12 protein-coding genes are annotated in these 15,818 nt (G+C 68.3%); 7 read left to right on the forward strand and 5 right to left on the reverse strand.

The features are described 5' to 3' along the window. Nucleotides 1-102 precede the first annotated feature (102 nt). The 7 genes from JC881_RS15050 (at nt 103) to JC881_RS15080 (ending at nt 9,561) form a co-directional block, all read left to right on the forward strand. The gene (locus JC881_RS15050; RefSeq protein WP_198786519.1) at nt 103-957 is read left to right on the forward strand and encodes an AAA family ATPase; all 855 of its coding nucleotides are present in this window, start codon (nt 103-105) and stop codon (nt 955-957) included. Beyond that, nucleotides 954-1,205, forward strand: a complete 252-nt coding sequence (locus JC881_RS15055) for a hypothetical protein (RefSeq protein ID WP_093442654.1) — start codon at nt 954-956, stop codon at nt 1,203-1,205. The genes JC881_RS15050 and JC881_RS15055 overlap by 4 nt, the downstream gene beginning before the upstream one ends. A gap of 28 nt (nt 1,206-1,233) precedes the next feature. Beyond that, complete coding sequence (locus JC881_RS15060; RefSeq protein ID WP_198786520.1) at nt 1,234-1,821, forward strand: GNAT family N-acetyltransferase; 588 nt, start codon at nt 1,234-1,236, stop codon at nt 1,819-1,821. Nucleotides 1,822-1,839: 18 nt separating this feature from the next. After that, nucleotides 1,840-3,027 carry a vWA domain-containing protein gene (locus JC881_RS15065; RefSeq protein WP_198786521.1) on the forward strand — a complete coding sequence of 396 codons (1,188 nt, stop codon included), beginning with the start codon at nt 1,840-1,842 and terminating at the stop codon, nt 3,025-3,027. 73 nt (nt 3,028-3,100) lie between these two features. Then, nucleotides 3,101-5,041 (forward strand): autotransporter assembly complex protein TamA, encoded by a 1,941-nt coding sequence (locus JC881_RS15070; protein WP_198786522.1) that lies wholly within the window; start codon nt 3,101-3,103, stop codon nt 5,039-5,041. A gap of 11 nt (nt 5,042-5,052) precedes the next feature. Next, the gene (locus JC881_RS15075; protein WP_198786523.1) at nt 5,053-9,135 is read left to right on the forward strand and encodes a translocation/assembly module TamB domain-containing protein; all 4,083 of its coding nucleotides are present in this window, start codon (nt 5,053-5,055) and stop codon (nt 9,133-9,135) included. A gap of 105 nt (nt 9,136-9,240) precedes the next feature. Beyond that, on the forward strand, nt 9,241-9,561 hold the full coding sequence (locus tag JC881_RS15080; RefSeq protein ID WP_198786524.1) for a hypothetical protein: 321 nt from the start codon (nt 9,241-9,243) through the stop codon (nt 9,559-9,561). Nucleotides 9,562-9,573: 12 nt separating this feature from the next. Here the strand turns inward: JC881_RS15080 and JC881_RS15085 are convergent, their stop codons facing one another. From JC881_RS15085 to JC881_RS15105, 5 genes are read right to left on the reverse strand one after another with little or no spacing between them, the layout of a single operon-like run. Next, nucleotides 9,574-9,882, reverse strand: coding sequence for a formate dehydrogenase subunit delta (locus JC881_RS15085; RefSeq protein ID WP_198786525.1), 309 nt, complete (start codon nt 9,880-9,882; stop codon nt 9,574-9,576). A 39-nt stretch (nt 9,883-9,921) separates the two neighbouring features. Next, nucleotides 9,922-10,803: a formate dehydrogenase accessory sulfurtransferase FdhD gene (fdhD, locus tag JC881_RS15090; RefSeq protein ID WP_198786526.1), complete on the reverse strand. Its 882-nt coding sequence runs from the start codon at nt 10,801-10,803 to the stop codon at nt 9,922-9,924. Nucleotides 10,804-10,827: 24 nt separating this feature from the next. Next, complete coding sequence (gene fdhF / locus JC881_RS15095; protein WP_198786527.1) at nt 10,828-13,704, reverse strand: formate dehydrogenase subunit alpha; 2,877 nt, start codon at nt 13,702-13,704, stop codon at nt 10,828-10,830. Between the two features lie 51 nt (nt 13,705-13,755). Next, nucleotides 13,756-15,315 carry a formate dehydrogenase beta subunit gene (locus JC881_RS15100; protein ID WP_198786528.1) on the reverse strand — a complete coding sequence of 520 codons (1,560 nt, stop codon included), beginning with the start codon at nt 15,313-15,315 and terminating at the stop codon, nt 13,756-13,758. Next, on the reverse strand, nt 15,312-15,812 hold the full coding sequence (locus JC881_RS15105; RefSeq protein WP_013543546.1) for a formate dehydrogenase subunit gamma: 501 nt from the start codon (nt 15,810-15,812) through the stop codon (nt 15,312-15,314). Before JC881_RS15105 ends, JC881_RS15100 begins: the two co-directional genes overlap by 4 nt. Nucleotides 15,813-15,818 lie beyond the last annotated feature (6 nt).

Here is a 15,818-nt window from a genome sequence, read left to right on the forward strand (position 1 = left end):
GGTCCCACGGGAACCCGCAGAGGCCGCCCAAGAGGCTGTGCGATGCGAATCGAGTGTGTTCTTTTCTCCACCCCGCCTTTCCACCTCGCTTCTCGTTCACTCATGAAATTCAAGGGCTCAGACAACTACGTCGCCACTCAGGACCTGATGCTGGCGGTCAACGCCGCCATCACGCTCAAGCGCCCGCTGCTGGTCAAGGGCGAGCCCGGCACGGGCAAGACCATGCTGGCCGAGGAAGTGGCCGAGGCGCTGGGGCTGCCGCTCCTGCAGTGGCACATCAAGTCGACCACCAAGGCGCAGCAGGGCCTCTATGAATACGACGCGGTGAGCCGCCTGCGCGATTCGCAGCTCTCGGACGTCGATGGCGGCGAGCGCGTGAAGGACATCCAGAACTACATCGTCAAGGGCGTGCTCTGGCAGGCCTTCACGGCCGACGAGCCGGTGGCGCTTCTCATCGACGAGATCGACAAGGCCGACATCGAATTCCCGAACGACCTGCTGCGCGAAATCGACCGCATGGAGTTCTACTGCTACGAGACGCGTGAGCTCATCCGCGCCAAGCACCGGCCGGTGGTGTTCATCACCTCCAACAACGAGAAGGAACTGCCCGACGCGTTCCTTCGCCGCTGCTTCTTCCACTACATCAAGTTCCCCGACGCAGATACGATGAAGCACATCGTCGCGGTGCACTTCCCGGGCCTCAAGCAAGAGCTGCTCACGGCCGCGATGAAGACCTTCTACGACGTGCGCAACCTGCCGGGCCTGAAGAAGAAACCCTCGACCTCCGAGCTGCTCGACTGGCTCAAGCTCCTGGTGGCCGAAGACATTCCGCTCGAAGCCCTGCAGAGCAAGGACGACAAGGTCGCCGTGCCGCCGCTGGTGGGCGCGCTGCTCAAGAACGAGCAGGACGTGACGCTCTTCGAGAAGCTGGTCTTCATGCAGCGCAACAACCGATGAGCGAATCGCCTCGGCCGCACCCCACGGGCCAACTGCTCAAGCTGGGCGTGGCCCAGGCGGTGCTGTTCGTCGCGGGCGCGCTGCTCGGCCGCTGGGTCGGCCTGCTGCTGGGCCTGGATGCCTTCGGCGCCGGCGGCTACGGCAACAAGGAGATCTTCGGCATCCTCCTGATCGGCCTGGGCGGTGGCGGCGGGGTGCAGATCGCGCGTGCCTGGTACGTGCGCAAGTACGGCAATCCGAGAAGCTGAAGTAACTGAACCCAGGGGTGTTTGAAGGATGGCGTTCGTCGAACCTGTCACGCTGAAGGCCCGCGACATCGCGCTGGTGCCGCTCGCGCTGGACCATGAAGAGGGCCTGCGCGCCGCGGCCGCCGATGGCGAACTCTGGAAGCTGCGCGTCACCTCGGTGCCCGAACCCGAGAACACCCGCGCCTACATCGAGACCGCGCTGAAGACCGCCGATCGCTTCGCCTTCGCGGTGACCGAAGCGGCCACCGGCACGGTGCTCGGCAGCACGAGCTACCACGACATCCTGCCGGGCGTGAAGCGCATCGAGATCGGCTACACCTGGTACGCCGCGCGCTGCCAGCGCACGCACGTCAACACCACCTGCAAGCTGCTAATGCTCACGCATGCGTTCGAGGCGCTCGGCTGCAACGTGGTGGGCTGGCGCACCGACAACTTCAACTTCGCCTCGCAGCGCGCCATCGAGCGGCTGGGCGCGAAGAAGGACGGCGTGGTCCGCGGCAACGCGATGCGCCGCGACGGCACCATCCGCGACACCGTCATGTACAGCCTGCGCGCGGGCGAGTGGCCCGAGGTGAAGGCACAGCTGCTGTACCTGCTGGACAAGCCGCGCGACTGAACACACAAGGAGCGACCCATGCTCATCGATTTCTTCTACACCCTGCGCTCGGCCAAGCTGCCGGTGTCCGTCAAGGAATACCTCACGCTGCTGGAGGCGCTGCAGGCCGACGTGGTGGGCCCCAACTCCGACGGCGCCTACGGCCTGGACGACTTCTACTACCTCTCGCGCACCGCGCTCGTGAAGGACGAGAAGCACTACGACAAGTTCGACCGCGCCTTCGCCGCCTACTTCAAGGGCGTGGAGATGCTCACCGACTTCACCAAGGAAGTGCCGCTCGACTGGCTCAAGAAGACGCTGGAGCGCGAGTTCACCGCCGAGGAAAAAGCCAAGATCGAGAAGATGGGCTGGGACGAGCTCATGGACACGCTCAAGAAGCGCTTCGAGGAGCAGAAGGAGCGCCACGAGGGCGGCAGCAAGTGGATCGGCACCGGCGGCACCTCGCCCTTCGGCAACGGCGGCTACAACCCGCAGGGCGTGCGCATCGGCGGCGCCGGCAAAAACAAGAGCGCGGTGAAGGTGTGGGACCAGCGTGCCTACAAGGACTACGACGACAGCCAGGAGCTGGGCACGCGCAACATCAAGGTGGCGCTGCGGCGCCTGCGCAAGTTCGCGCGCGAGGGCCACGAGGAAGAGCTGGACCTGGACAACACCATCCACTCGACCGCGGCCAATGCGGGCTACCTCGACATCAAGATGCGGCCCGAGCGCCACAACAACGTCAAGGTGCTGCTGCTGATGGACGTGGGCGGCACGATGGACGAGCACATCCAGCGCGTGGAGGAATTGTTCTCGGCCGTGAAGACCGAGTTCAAGCACCTGGAGTTCTATTACTTCCACAACTGCGTCTACGACTTCATGTGGAAGAACAACAAGCGCCGCTTCTCCGAGAAGTTCGCGACCTGGGACATCCTGCGCAAGTACAACAAGGACTACAAGCTCATCTTCGTGGGCGACGCGACCATGAGCCCCTACGAGATCCTGCAGCCCGGCGGCAGCGTCGAATACAACAACGAAGAGGCCGGCGCCGAGTGGATCCAGCGCCTGACGCACACCTTTCCCAAGTTCGCGTGGATCAACCCCGAGCCCCAGGGCGTGTGGCAATACAGGCAGAGCATCGCGGTGATGCAGCAGCTCATGTCCAACCGCATGTACCCGCTCACGCTGCGCGGGCTGGAAGACGCGATGCGCATGCTCTCCAAGTAATGCGCAAGCAGGACTGAACGACCTGTATCCGGAAGCTTCAGGAACCGGCAATTCTTGCTGTCAGAATCCGCCCATGGTCAGGGTGGTTTCCGTTTCTTCGCCGGCGTGGTGGCCGGCTTTGCTTTTTTGTGGCGTCCTTCTTTTGCAAGGCTGCAGCTTGCTGCCGAAAAAAGAAAGCACCGAAGGCAAGCCCGTCGCGGGCCTGGTGCGCAGCGGCGATGCCGACAGCACGCCCGCCGCCAAGGACGGCAAGGATGGCAAGGACGAGAAGAAAGCCGACAAGCGCGACGCCTTCACCGTCGACGTGCGCGGGCCCGAGGCGGTGCGCGACTACCTCACCCTTCATCTCGAAATCCAGCGCTACCGCGAGCTCGACGACCTCGGTGCGACGGAAATCTCCCGCCTCATGGTCGCCGCCGAGAGCAACGCGCGCGAGTTGCTCGGCACCCTGGGCTACTTCACCCCCACGCTGACACTCGAACTCAACGAGACGCCCGCAAGCACCAAGGCCCCGCGCGAGATCGTCATCACCGTCGCGCCCGGCGAGCCCACCAAGGTGAGCAACGTGCAGATCAGCTATGCCGGCGCCATCGCAGAAGATGCCACTGCCGAATCGCAGCGCGACTCGATCCGCACCGGCTGGGCCCTGCGCGCGGGCCTGCCTTTCACCCAGCAGGCCTGGGACGACGCCAAGACCACCGCGCTGCGCAGCCTCACGGCCAAGCGCTTCCCCACCGGCAACATCGAGGTGAGCCGCGCCGAGGTCGATGCCGACCGCAGCGAGGCGCGCCTGAGCGTCACCTACCAGTCGGGGCCCGCGTACAAATTCGGCCCGCTCATGCTGCGGGGCCTTTCGCGCTACGACCCCGACGGCGCGCGCCGCATCGCGCGCCTGCCCACCGGCACCGACTACGACCAGCAGAAGTTGCTCGATGCGCAGCAGCGCCTGGCCAGCAGCGGCTACTACGACTCGGTGTTCCTCACGCTCGATACCGAAAGCGGCAACCCGCTGGCCGCGCCCGTCATCGCGCAACTGCGCGAGGCGCCGCTGCAGAAGGTGGTGCTGGGAGCAGGCTTCACCACCGACAACGGCCCGCGCCTGTCGATCGACCACATCCACAACCAGATCCCGCTGCTGGGCTGGCGCGCGGTCTCGCGGCTCTCGGTGGACAACGACATCAAGTCGCTGGGCACCGAGTGGAACGCGATCCCCGACGACAAGGGCTGGCGCTGGTTCTCCGGCGCCGAGCTCAAGCGCGAGGAATCGGGCAGCTACATCGTGGACAGCGGCCGGCTGCGCGGCGGGCGCAACAAATCGAGCGACCACATCGACCGCAGCTACTTCCTGCAGTACGACTACGCGCAGAACCGCGGCATCAACGCGCCGCCCTCGGCCTCGGCGGTCACCGCCAACTGGGGCTGGACCGGGCGCTACTTCGACAACAACTCGGCCCCCACGCGCGGCTACGCGCTGGCGCTCGAACTGGCGGCCGGCTACACCCTCACGGGAGAGCGGACGCCCTTCACCCGCACCTACGTGCGCGGGCTGGGGATCCTGCCGCTCGGCTCGGCCGAGGACACCGAGGCACGCGCGCGGCGCAGCCGCCTGCAGCTGCGCGTGGAGGCCGGCGCGGTGTCGGCCAAGGACTCGGCGCAGATCCCCTCCACGCTGATGTTCCTCACCGGCGGCGACACCACCGTGCGCGGCTACAGCTACAAGCAGATCGGCACCGTGCGCGCCGACGGCCAGATCGTCTCGGGCCGCTACCTCGGCGTGGCCAGCGTCGAATGGCAGCGCCCCTTCGTCTACAACAACAAGCTCACCGAATGGGAGAGCGTGGTGTTCGCCGATGCCGGCGCCGTGGCCGACAAGCCCGGCGAGCTCAAGCCCAAGGTGGGCGTGGGCGTGGGCGCGCGCTGGCGCAGCCCGGTCGGGCCGGTGCAGGCCGACCTGGCCTACGGCGTGGACACGAAGAAATTCCGCCTGCACTTCCGCCTCGGCTTCACTTTCTGACCCGCAGCCCGATGCCGAACGAAGAAGCCATCACCACGCCCACGCCGACGCCACCTGCGGTCAAGGCCAGGCGCTCACGCGCGCGCCGTGCGATGCGTGCGCTCGCATGGACATTCGCCGGCCTCTTCCTGGCCGTGTTGCTGCTCGGCGCGGGCGCGTGGTGGTGGCTGGGCTCGAACACCTCGCTCGCCTTCGCGCTCGCGCAGGCCGCGCAGCGCCTGCCCGCGGGCCAGACGCTCGAGAGCCGCGACGTGACCGGGTCGCTGCGCACCGGCGGCCACATCGGCTGGCTCAAGTACCAGAGCGAAAGCATCGCCGTCGAGGTGAACGACGCCACCATCGGCTGGCAGCTCGCGCCCCTTTTCCAGCGCAAGGTGCAGCTGGGCGAGGTGCACGCGAAGCAGGTGCTGATCGAGAAGCGCGGCCCGCCGAGCGAAGAGCCCACCAAGCCGCTGGAGCAGCTCGTGCTGCCCGTCGATGTGGACGTGCCCTTCCGCATCGACGAAGTGCGCTGGGCCGGCCCGCCGGTGCTGCAGGCGACGAACCTCACCGGCAGCTACGCCTACAAGAACGCGGAGCACGCGCTCGAGGTGAAGGGCGTGGACATCGCCGACGGCCACTACAGCGCACGCGTCAAGCTGCAGGGCCCCGCGCCGATGGCAATCGATGCGGCGCTCGACGGCCGCGTGAAAGCGCCGCTGGCCGAAGACCACAACATCGACGTGATCGCGCAGGCCACGGTGAAGGGCACGCTCGCCGGCACCGCGGCGCGCCTGCAGGTCGCCGCCGAACTCAAGCCCGCCGAAGAGAACGCCGATGCGCCGATGGAAGCCAGGCTGCAGGCGCAGATCGCGCCGTGGCTGCCGCAACCGGTGATCGATGCCAAGGCCGATCTGAGCAACGTCGATGCGTCGAGCCTCTGGCCCGGCGCGCCCGAAACGCAGCTGACCGGTACCGTTTCGGTCGAGCCCGATGCGGACGCGGGCGCCTCCGCATGGAAGGCCTCGGCCGACATCCGCAATGCCCTGCCCGGCCCGTGGGACCAATCGAAGCTGCCGGTCGAACAGGTGCGGGGCCGCGTCGGCTTCGACGGCACGAACTGGACCATCCCCGAAGCCACCGTGCGCGCCGGCGGCGGCCGCATCGATGCCGAAGGCCGCTGGAGCCCCGCGCCCGCGCCGTGGCAGATCCGCGCGACCGTGCGCAGCGTGCGCCCGGGCGCATTGCACAGCGAACTCGCGGGCGCGCCCGTCAGCGGGCAGGTCACCGCGCAGCAGCGTGAAGACACCATCACCTTCGATGCATCGCTCAAGGCCGAAGGCGGCGCGGGCAGCAAGTCGCTGCCGGGCTTCGCGCTCGACCGCGCGCTCGCGCAGGGCCAGTGGAAAGACCAGGTGCTCGACCTGCGCACGCTGCGCATCGAAGCCCAGCGCGCGAGCGTCGACGGCAAGCTGCAGGTGCGCGTGGCCGACGAGGCCGCGAGCGGCAAGCTGAACCTCGTGCTGCCCGGCGGCGGCGCGCAGCTCGAAGGCCGCATCGCGCCGGACGCGGGCGCGGGCGACATCAAGGCGCGCATCGACGACGCCGACACCCTGCAGCGCTGGGTCGAGGGCCTCCCCGGTCTCTCGGGCGTGTTCGCGGGCGCGACGGCCAAGGGCTCGGCGCGACTCGATGCGAGCTGGCAAGGCGGCTGGCGGACCATCCAGCGCCGCATCGAGAACGCGAACGCGCCAGCGCAGCGCGGCATCGCCGAACCCACGCTCAAGGCCGCGCTCTCCGTGCCGCGCCTGGACCTCACCTTGCCCGCCGCGCAAGCCGGCGCCGCTGCCACCGCCGTGCAGTTGCGCGAACTGCAGGCCGACCTCGCCGGCAGCCTCGCGCAGGCCGCGCTCACGCTGAAAGGCGAGGCCACCACCGGCACCCAGAAGATCACGCTCGACACCCGCGCGAGCGGCGGCATCGCTGGCGCCAACCAGTGGCGCGCCGCGCTCGCCAGCCTGCGCCTGCAGGCGCAGGACAGCACCCGCCCCGGCAACCCGTGGACCGTGGAGCTGAGTCGCGAAGTCACCGCCACCATCCGCGCCGGCGGCAGCCCTGCGCGCCTGGACATCGAAGCCTCGGCCGCCTCGGCCACGCTGCGCGGCCCCGTGCCCGGCACCGTGCGCATCGACTGGCAGCCGCTGCGCTTCAGCCAGAGCGGCGCGGCGCCGAACAAGGTGTTCCGCGTGCAGTCCAAGGGCCAGATGCAGGGCCTGCCGATGGCCTGGGCCGGCGCGTTCGGCGCGAGCTCCACGTTGAGCGAGCTGGGCATCAGCGGCGACCTGATGTTCGACGGCGACTGGGACATCGACGCCGGCGACACCCTGCGCGCCAAGGCCCGCATCGCGCGCCAGAGCGGCGACATCCGCGTGCTGGCCGGCGAGGCCGCGCTGGTCACCCGCATCACGAGCACCGGGACCGGCACCGCGAGCGAACGCACGATGAACTCCGCCTCGGCGGGCGGCGCGGAAGCGCCCAGCACACCGGCGGGCCTGCGCCAGGCCGAGCTGCGCCTGGATGCCGAAGGCGATGCGGTGCGCGCCACGCTCGCATGGGACAGCGAACGCGCCGGCAAGATCGACGCCGCGATGAACACACGCGTCACGCAACGCGCGGGCGGCTGGCAGTGGGCGCCCGATGCGCCGCTGGGCGGCAGCATCAAGGCCACGCTGCCGAACCTGGGCGTGTGGTCGATGCTCGCGCCGCCGGGCTGGCGCATCGCCGGCACGCTGGACGCCAACGCCGCGCTCTCGGGCAACCGCGCCGCGCCGCGCTGGAACGGCACGCTCGGCGCCGACAAGCTCGCGCTGCGCGCACCGGTCGAAGGGCTGGACCTGCGCGACGGGCGCCTGCGCGCGACGCTGGGCGGCGACCGCATCGAGATCACCGAGTTCACGCTCAAGGGCGGCGCGGGCAGCTCGGCGCGCATCGGCGGCCAGAGCGGCAACCGAAGCACCGCGGCGAGCGAGGCGAACACCGACGGCGGCTCGCTCTCGGCGCGCGGCGACATGAGCTGGGGCGCTGCACCGGGCACCGCCACGCCGAGCATCCGCATGGCCTTGCAGGGCGATCTGCGCGCGCTGCGCGTGCTGGTGCGCACCGACCGCCAGGTCACGCTCTCGGGCGACCTGCAGGCGCGGCTCGATGCAGGCCAGTTCACCGTGCGCGGCAAGCTCAAGACCGACCGCGCCGTCATCATCCTGCCCGATGAAACCGCGCCCAGCCTGGGCAGCGACGTGGTGGTGCGCTCGGCCGCCAAGGACCGCGAAACGGCCGAGACGGCGCAGCGCGAATCGGCCCGTGCCGATGCGCAGGCCGCCAAGCCGCAGACCGCCAAGCCGCCGGACATCGTCGTGAACTTCGACCTGGGCGACGACTTCGCGGTGCAGGGCCGCGGCATCACCACGCGCCTGGAAGGCGACCTGGAAATCCGCAGCACCAAGCTCAATGCACCGCCGCGCATCACGGGCGAAGTGAAGACCGTCAAGGGCCAGTACCGCGCCTACGGCCAGCAGCTCGATGTGGAAACCGGCCTGGCGCGCTTCAACGGCCCGTTCGACAACCCGCAGCTGGACATCCTGGCGATCCGCCCGAACATCTCGCAGCGCGCGGGCGTGCAGATCTCGGGCAGCGCGCAGTCGCCGCGCGTGAAGCTCTATTCGGAGCCCGCCCTCTCCGATGCGGAAACGCTCTCGTGGGTGATCCTTGGGCGCGCATCGGCCACCAGCGGCGGCGAGTCGGCGCTCTTGCAGCAGGCCGCGCTCGCGGTGCTGGGCAAGATCGGCAAGGGCGGCAGCGGCGGGAGCCTGGCAAGCCGCTTCGGCCTGGACGAGCTCGGCTTCAAGGGCCCCGGCACCGGCGGCGACCTGCGCGAGTCGGCGGTCACGCTGGGCAAGCGGCTGTCGAAGGATTTCTACGTGACCTACGAACGCAGCATCGGCGGCACCTTCGGCACGCTCTTCATCTTCTACGACCTCACGCAGCGCCTCACGCTGCGCGGACAGGCGGGCCAGACCAGCGGGGTCGATTTGATCTACACGTTGAAGTACGACTAAGGCCTGCTCCGGGCCAGAACGCAGTTCCAAAAGCAAGGGACTTCGATCTTGACCCGGCCAAATACGGAGTTAACAATTCATCGACGCCTTCACCGAGGAGCGACGATGAAAAATGATGGAGACAAGGGCGGTCACAGCCCGGTTCCGGTTTCGGCATTGGCATCGGACCGTCAGACGTACGACCCGCCGGCATCGCAACGGATCACGCGCGTGCGCAGCGTGCTGCACGCGGTGATCGCGGCCATCGCGCTCCTGGCGATCGGCACCTCGATCCCGCATTGGGGCGGCGAGGAATTTCCCGTGATGAGCCTGGTGATCTATGTGGCGGGCATGGTGTTCATCGCCATGCCGCTGTGCCTTTGCTACGAGGCGCTGCTCAAGTCGTATGCCGAGCAGCAGCAGACGCGGCACACGAGCCCGACCTAGTCCGACGGGCCGTTAGCCCGCGTCGCCCCCGCCCTGCGGAAACTGCTCTTTCCTGTCGGCCGCGTCGGGCGCCCCGCCCGGCATCAGGTTCGCGCGGTGGCTGCGCACCGCCGACGCCACGATCGGCATCAGGTGCGTCGCGCCGCCCGCCTCGAGCGAGCGGATCAGCTGCAGGCGCATGCTCGGCGCCCAGAACGATTTCAGGTGCGCGGCGATCGCGTCCGTGGCCATGGTCGCGTTGTCGGGCGACTGGGCCTGGAAGAAGCTGCCGATCTGGTTGGCCATCTTGACCAGTTGCGCCGTCGGATCGTGGTCGTGCATGCACTGCCTTTTAAAAAATGAAACTGCCGATCGCTCGCTTCAGTGCGCGCGGCGTCCGGTCGATAAAGATTCAAGCCCGGCCGTCGTCACGCGCTCCGGGTGGCTGTAGACGGCCAGGTCGTCCTGGCGCGCGAAGCCGACCAGCGTGAGCCGCGCGCGTTCCGCCGTCGTCACCGCGAACGAGGTGGGTGCGGACACCGCGGCCAGCAGCGGCACGCCCGCCATCGCGGTCTTCTGCACCATCTCGAAACTCGCGCGGCTGGTGACGGCGATGAAGCCGGTCGATGCATCGACGTCGTTGCTCGCGAGCGCTCCGATGAGTTTGTCCAGCGCGTTGTGGCGGCCCACGTCTTCGCGCAGCCACATCACTTCGCCTTCGGCCGAGCACCATGCCGCGGCATGCACCGCGCCGGTGGCCTGCTGCAAGGTCTGCAGCGACTGGAACTGCGACATCGCGCGCGCGATGGCCTGCCGCTCCAGCGCCACGGCGGCATCGCCGAGCACCGGCAGTTCGCGCGACACATGCGCCAGGCTCTCGGTGCCGCACAGGCCGCAGCCGGTGCGGCCCGCGATCGTGCGGCGCCGCTGCTTCAGGCGCGTGAACGCGGCGCTCGACACCTGCAAGCGCACCGTGATGCCGAGCTCCGACGGCGCGATGTCCACCGAATAGAGTTCGTGCGCCGCATCGAGGATGCCTTCACTCAGCGAGAAGCCGAGCGCGAAGTCCTCCAGGTCCAGCGGCGTCGCGAGCATCACCGCGTGCGAGATGCCGTTGAACTCCAGCGCCACGGGCACTTCCTCGGCCACCCAGTCCTGCACCGCGTAGGCTTCGCCGCCGCGCACGCCGTGCACGGGCAAGAGCAGCGCGCCTTCGCAGAAGGTGTCGGCGCCTTCGGCGGCCGGCAGGGTGGCGATGTCCATGAGTGAGGCTTCTTGCTGGCCTGCTTACTTCGCGGAGATCGTCTCGTTGCGCTTTTCCGGCAACGCACCGGCGGTCGCCAGGTCGATCTGCGTCTTGTTGAAGCGGCTGTACTCCTGCTGCCAGGTCGAGGGCTGCATCACCGGCATCACCTGCACCGCCGTCACCTTGTACTCGGGGCAGTTGGTGGCCCAGTCGGAGTTGTCGGTGGTGATCACGTTGGCGCCCGACTCGGGGAAGTGGAAGGTGGTGTAGACCACGCCCGGCTGCATGCGCTCGGACACCGTCGCGCGCAGCACCGTCTCGCCCGCGCGGCTCTGGATGCCGACCCAGTCGTCGTCCTTCACGCCGCGCTCCTCCGCATCGTGCGGGTGGATCTCCAGCCGGTCCTCGCCGTGCCACTGGTTGTTGTCGGTGCGGCGCGTCTGCGCGCCCACGTTGTACTGCGAGAGGATGCGCCCGGTGGTCAGCAGCAGCGGGAACTTGCGCGTGACCTTCTCGTCGGTCGCCACGTACTGCGTGACGATGAAGCGGCCCTTGCCGCGCACGAAGGTGTCGATGTGCATCGTGGGCGTGCCGTCGGGCGCCTCGTCGTTGCAGGGCCACTGGATGCTGCCCAGTTCATCGAGCCGCTTGTAGCTCACGCCATGGAAGGTCGGCGTGAGCGCCGCGATCTCGGCCATGATGTCCTCGGGGCTCTTGTAGTCCATCGGGTAGCCCAGCGCCTGCGCGAGCTTCACGGTGATCTCCCAGTCCGCCAGACCCGCCTTGGGCGGCATCACCTTGCGAACGCGCGAGATGCGGCGCTCGGCATTGGTGAAGGTGCCGTCCTTCTCCAGGAACGAGGAGCCCGGCAGGAACACGTGGGCGTACTTGGCGGTTTCGTTCAGGAACATGTCCTGCACCACCACGCACTCCATCGCCATCATGGCCGCGGCCACGTGCTGCGTGTTGGGGTCCGACTGCACGATGTCCTCGCCCTCGCAATACAGGCCCTTGAAGGCGCCGCCGATGGCGGACTCGAACATGTTGGGAATGCGCAGGCCCGGTTCCGGGTCGATGGTCACGCCCCAGGCCGCCTCGAACGAGGCGCGCGTGGTGCTGTCCGACACATGGCGGTAGCCCGGCAGCTCGTGCGGGAACGAGCCCATGTCGCACGCACCCTGCACGTTGTTCTGGCCGCGCAGCGGATTCACGCCCACGCCTTCGCGGCCGACGTTGCCGGTGGCCATCGCGAGGTTGGCGATGCCCATCACGGTGGTGGAGCCCTGGCTGTGCTCGGTCACGCCCAGGCCGTAGAAGATCGCGCCGTTGGCGGCGCTGGCGAACAGGCGCGCGGCGGCGCGCATCTCGGCGGCCGGAACGCCCGTGGCCTGTTCGGTGGCTTCGGGCGATTGCTCGGGCTGCGCCACGAAGTCTTTCCAGGCGGCGAACGAGGCGGTGTCGCAACGCTCGGCGATGAAGGCATCGGCCGTGAGCCCTTCGGTCACGATCACGTGCGCGAGCGCGGTGACCACGGCCACGTTGGTGCCGGGCTTGAGCTGCAGGTGGTGCGAGGCCTTCACGTGCGGCGACTTCACGATGTCGATGCGGCGCGGATCGACCACGATCAGCTTGGCGCCTTCGCGCAGGCGCTTCTTCATGCGCGAGGCGAACACCGGGTGACCGTCGGTCGGGTTGGCGCCGATCACCATGATCACGTCGGCCTTCTCCACCGACTTGAAGGTCTGCGTGCCGGCCGATTCGCCCAGCGTCTGCTTCAGGCCGTAGCCCGTGGGCGAATGGCACACGCGGGCGCAGGTGTCCACGTTGTTGTTGCCGAAGGCCGCGCGCACGAGCTTCTGCACGAGGTAGGTTTCTTCGTTCGTGCAGCGCGACGACGTGATGCCGCCGATGGAGTCCTTGCCGTACTTGGCCTGCAGGCGCTTGAATTCGCCCGCGGCGTAGTTGAGCGCGGTGTCCCAGCTCACCTCCTGCCACGGATCGCTGATGTTCTTTCTGATCATCGGCTTGAGCATGCGGTCCTGGTGCGTGGCGTAGCCCCAGGCGAAGCGGCCCTTCACGCAGGAGTGGCCTTCGTTTGCCTTGCCGTCTTTCCACGGCGTCATGCGCACGACCTCGTTGCCCTTCATCTCGGCCTTGAAGGCGCAGCCCACGCCGCAATAGGCGCAGGTGGTGATGATGCTGTGCTCGGGCTGGCCGAGCCAGATCACCGACTTCTCTTGCAAGGTGGCCGTCGGGCACGCGTCGACGCAGGCGCCGCAGCTCACGCATTCCGATTCCATGAACGCTTCGTCCTGCCCCGGCGATACGCGCGACTCGAAGCCGCGGCCGCTGATGGTCAGCGCGAAGGTGCCCTGCGTTTCCTCGCAGGCGCGCACGCACCGGTTGCACACGATGCACTTGGAGGGGTCGTAGGTGAAGTACGGGTTCGACTCGTCCTTCTGGTCCTTCAGGTGGTTCGCGCCGTCGAAGCCGTAGCGCACGTTGCGAAGGCCCGTGACGCCCGCCATGTCCTGCAGCTCGCAGTTGCCATTGGCCGAGCAGGTGAGGCAATCCAGCGGATGGTCGGAGATGTACAGCTCCATCACGCCCTTGCGCAGGTCCTGCAGCTTGGGCGTCTGCGTGCGCACCTTCATGCCGGCTTCGGCCGGCGTGGTGCACGAGGCCGGAAAGCCCCTGCGGCCCTCGATCTCGACCAGGCACAGGCGACACGAGCCGAAGGGCTCCAGGCTGTCGGTGGCGCACAGCTTGGGCACGTTGATGCCGGCATCCACGGCCGCCCGCATGAGCGAGGTGCCCGCGGGCACGGTGACTTCGTTGCCGTCGATCTCCAGCGTCACTTCGCGCGTCGATTCGCGCTTGGGGGTGCCGTAGTCGATTTCTTTCAGATGGTCGAGCATGTGTTCTTGTCTCCTGCTGCTGTGTGCTGTGCGACGCGCGATGCGTTGCCTTCAAGCAGCCTTGCGATCGGGGACCACGAGACCGAAGTCTTGTGGGAAATGGTCGAGTGCGGACAGCACCGGGAACGGCGTCATGCCGCCCATGGCGCACAGCGAACCGTGGACCATGGTGTTGCACAGGTCGCGCAAGAGGATGACGTGCTCCACGCGCTTGTTGTCCGCGCGGATCTTGTCGATCACCTCCACGCCGCGCGTGGAGCCGATGCGGCACGGCGTGCACTTGCCGCATGACTCGATGGCGCAGAACTCCATCGCATAGCGCGCGAGCTTGGAGAGGTCGGCCGTGTCGTCGTGCACCACGATGCCGCCGTGGCCCACCGTGCCGCCCACGGCCGCATAGGCCTCGTAGTCCAGCGGCAGGTCCCATTGCGATTCGGGCAGGTACGCACCCAGCGGTCCACCCACCTGCACCGCCTTGATCGGCCGGCCGGAGGCAGAGCCGCCGCCGTAGTCGTACAGCAGTTCGCGCAGCGTGACGCCGAAGGCCTTCTCCACCAGCCCGCCGTGCTTGATGTTGCCGGCCAGCTGCATCGGCAGCGTGCCGCGCGAACGGCCCACTCCGAAGTCGCGGTAGTACTCGGCGCCGCGCGCGAGGATGAGCGGCACGCTCGCGAGCGTGATCACATTGTTGATGAGCGTCGGCTGCCCGAAGAGGCCGGTGATGGCCGGCAGCGGCGGCTTGGCGCGCACGATGCCGCGCTTGCCCTCCAGGCTTTCGAGGAGCGCCGTTTCTTCGCCGCACACATACGAGCCCGCGCCCTTGCGCACTTCGAGCCAGAAGGTCTGGCCCGAGCCGAGGATGTTCTCGCCCAGGAACCCGGCGGCTTCCGCCGCACGGATCGCCTCGTTCATCGTCGCGATGGCGTGCGGGTATTCCGAGCGGATGTAGACGTAGCCCTTGGTCGCGCCGGTGGCGATGCCCGCGATGGTCATGCCTTCGATCAGCATGAGCGGATCGCCCTCCATCGTCATGCGGTCGGAGAAGGTGCCCGAGTCGCCTTCGTCGGCATTGCAGACGATGTACTTCTGCGCGGCCGGCGTGGCCATCACGGTCTTCCACTTGATGCCCGCCGGGAACGCCGCGCCGCCGCGGCCGCGCAGGCCCGAGTCGAGCACCTGCTGCACCACTTCTTCGGGCTTCAAGCCCAGCGCGCGGCGCAGGCCCGCATAGCCTTCGTGCGCTTCGTAATCGGCAACGGACACCGGATCGGTGATGCCCATGCGCGCGAAGGTCAGGCGCTCCTGCTTCTTCAGGTAGGGGATCTCGTCGGTCAGGCCGAGCGACAGCGCGTGCGTCTGCGCGCCTTCGGCGAAGCCCGCATCGAACAGGTCGGCCACGTCGTCGATGGTCACGGGCCCGTAGGCCACGCGGCCGGCGGGCGTGGTCACCTCGACCATCGGCTCCAGCCAGAAGAGGCCGCGCGAACCGTTGCGCACCATGCCGAACGAGATGCCGCGAATCGCCGCTTCCTGCGCGATGCGCTCGGCCACGCGCTCGGCACCGACCGCCAGTGCAGCCGAATCGCGCGGGACATAAATGGTGAGGCTCATGCGCAGCTTCCGTATTGCGCCACCAGCGCATCGAACGAACGCGTCGTCATGCGCGCGTGCGGTTCTTCGTTGATCGTCATCGCGGGCGACGAGGCGCACAGGCCCAGGCAGAAGGCCGGCTCCAGCGTGAAGTTGCCGTCCTTCGAATGGCCGTGCGCGCTGCACCCCAGGCGCAGCTCCGCGTGGGCCAGCAGCGCATCGGCGCCCATCGACTGGCAGGCCTCGGCCCGGCAGATCTGGATCACGTGGCGCGCCGCGGGCGCGGAGCGAAAGTGGTGGTAGTACGTGATGACGCCATGCACTTCGGCGCGCGAGAGGTTCACGCCCTCGGCGATCGTGGTCACGGTGTGCGGCGGGATGTAGCCCAGCGCGTCCTGCACGTCGTGAAGGATCGGGAGCAGCGCCCCCGGCTCTTCGGCGCGCTCCTGCAGCACCTGGCGCACCGCGGCCAGTTCATCGGATTCGCTCATCGTGGCGTGTCGGCCCACTTCGTTCATGCGGCG

Source organism: Variovorax sp. IB41, from assembly GCF_016405905.1.
Taxonomy (GTDB): Bacteria; Pseudomonadota; Gammaproteobacteria; order Burkholderiales; family Burkholderiaceae_C; genus Variovorax.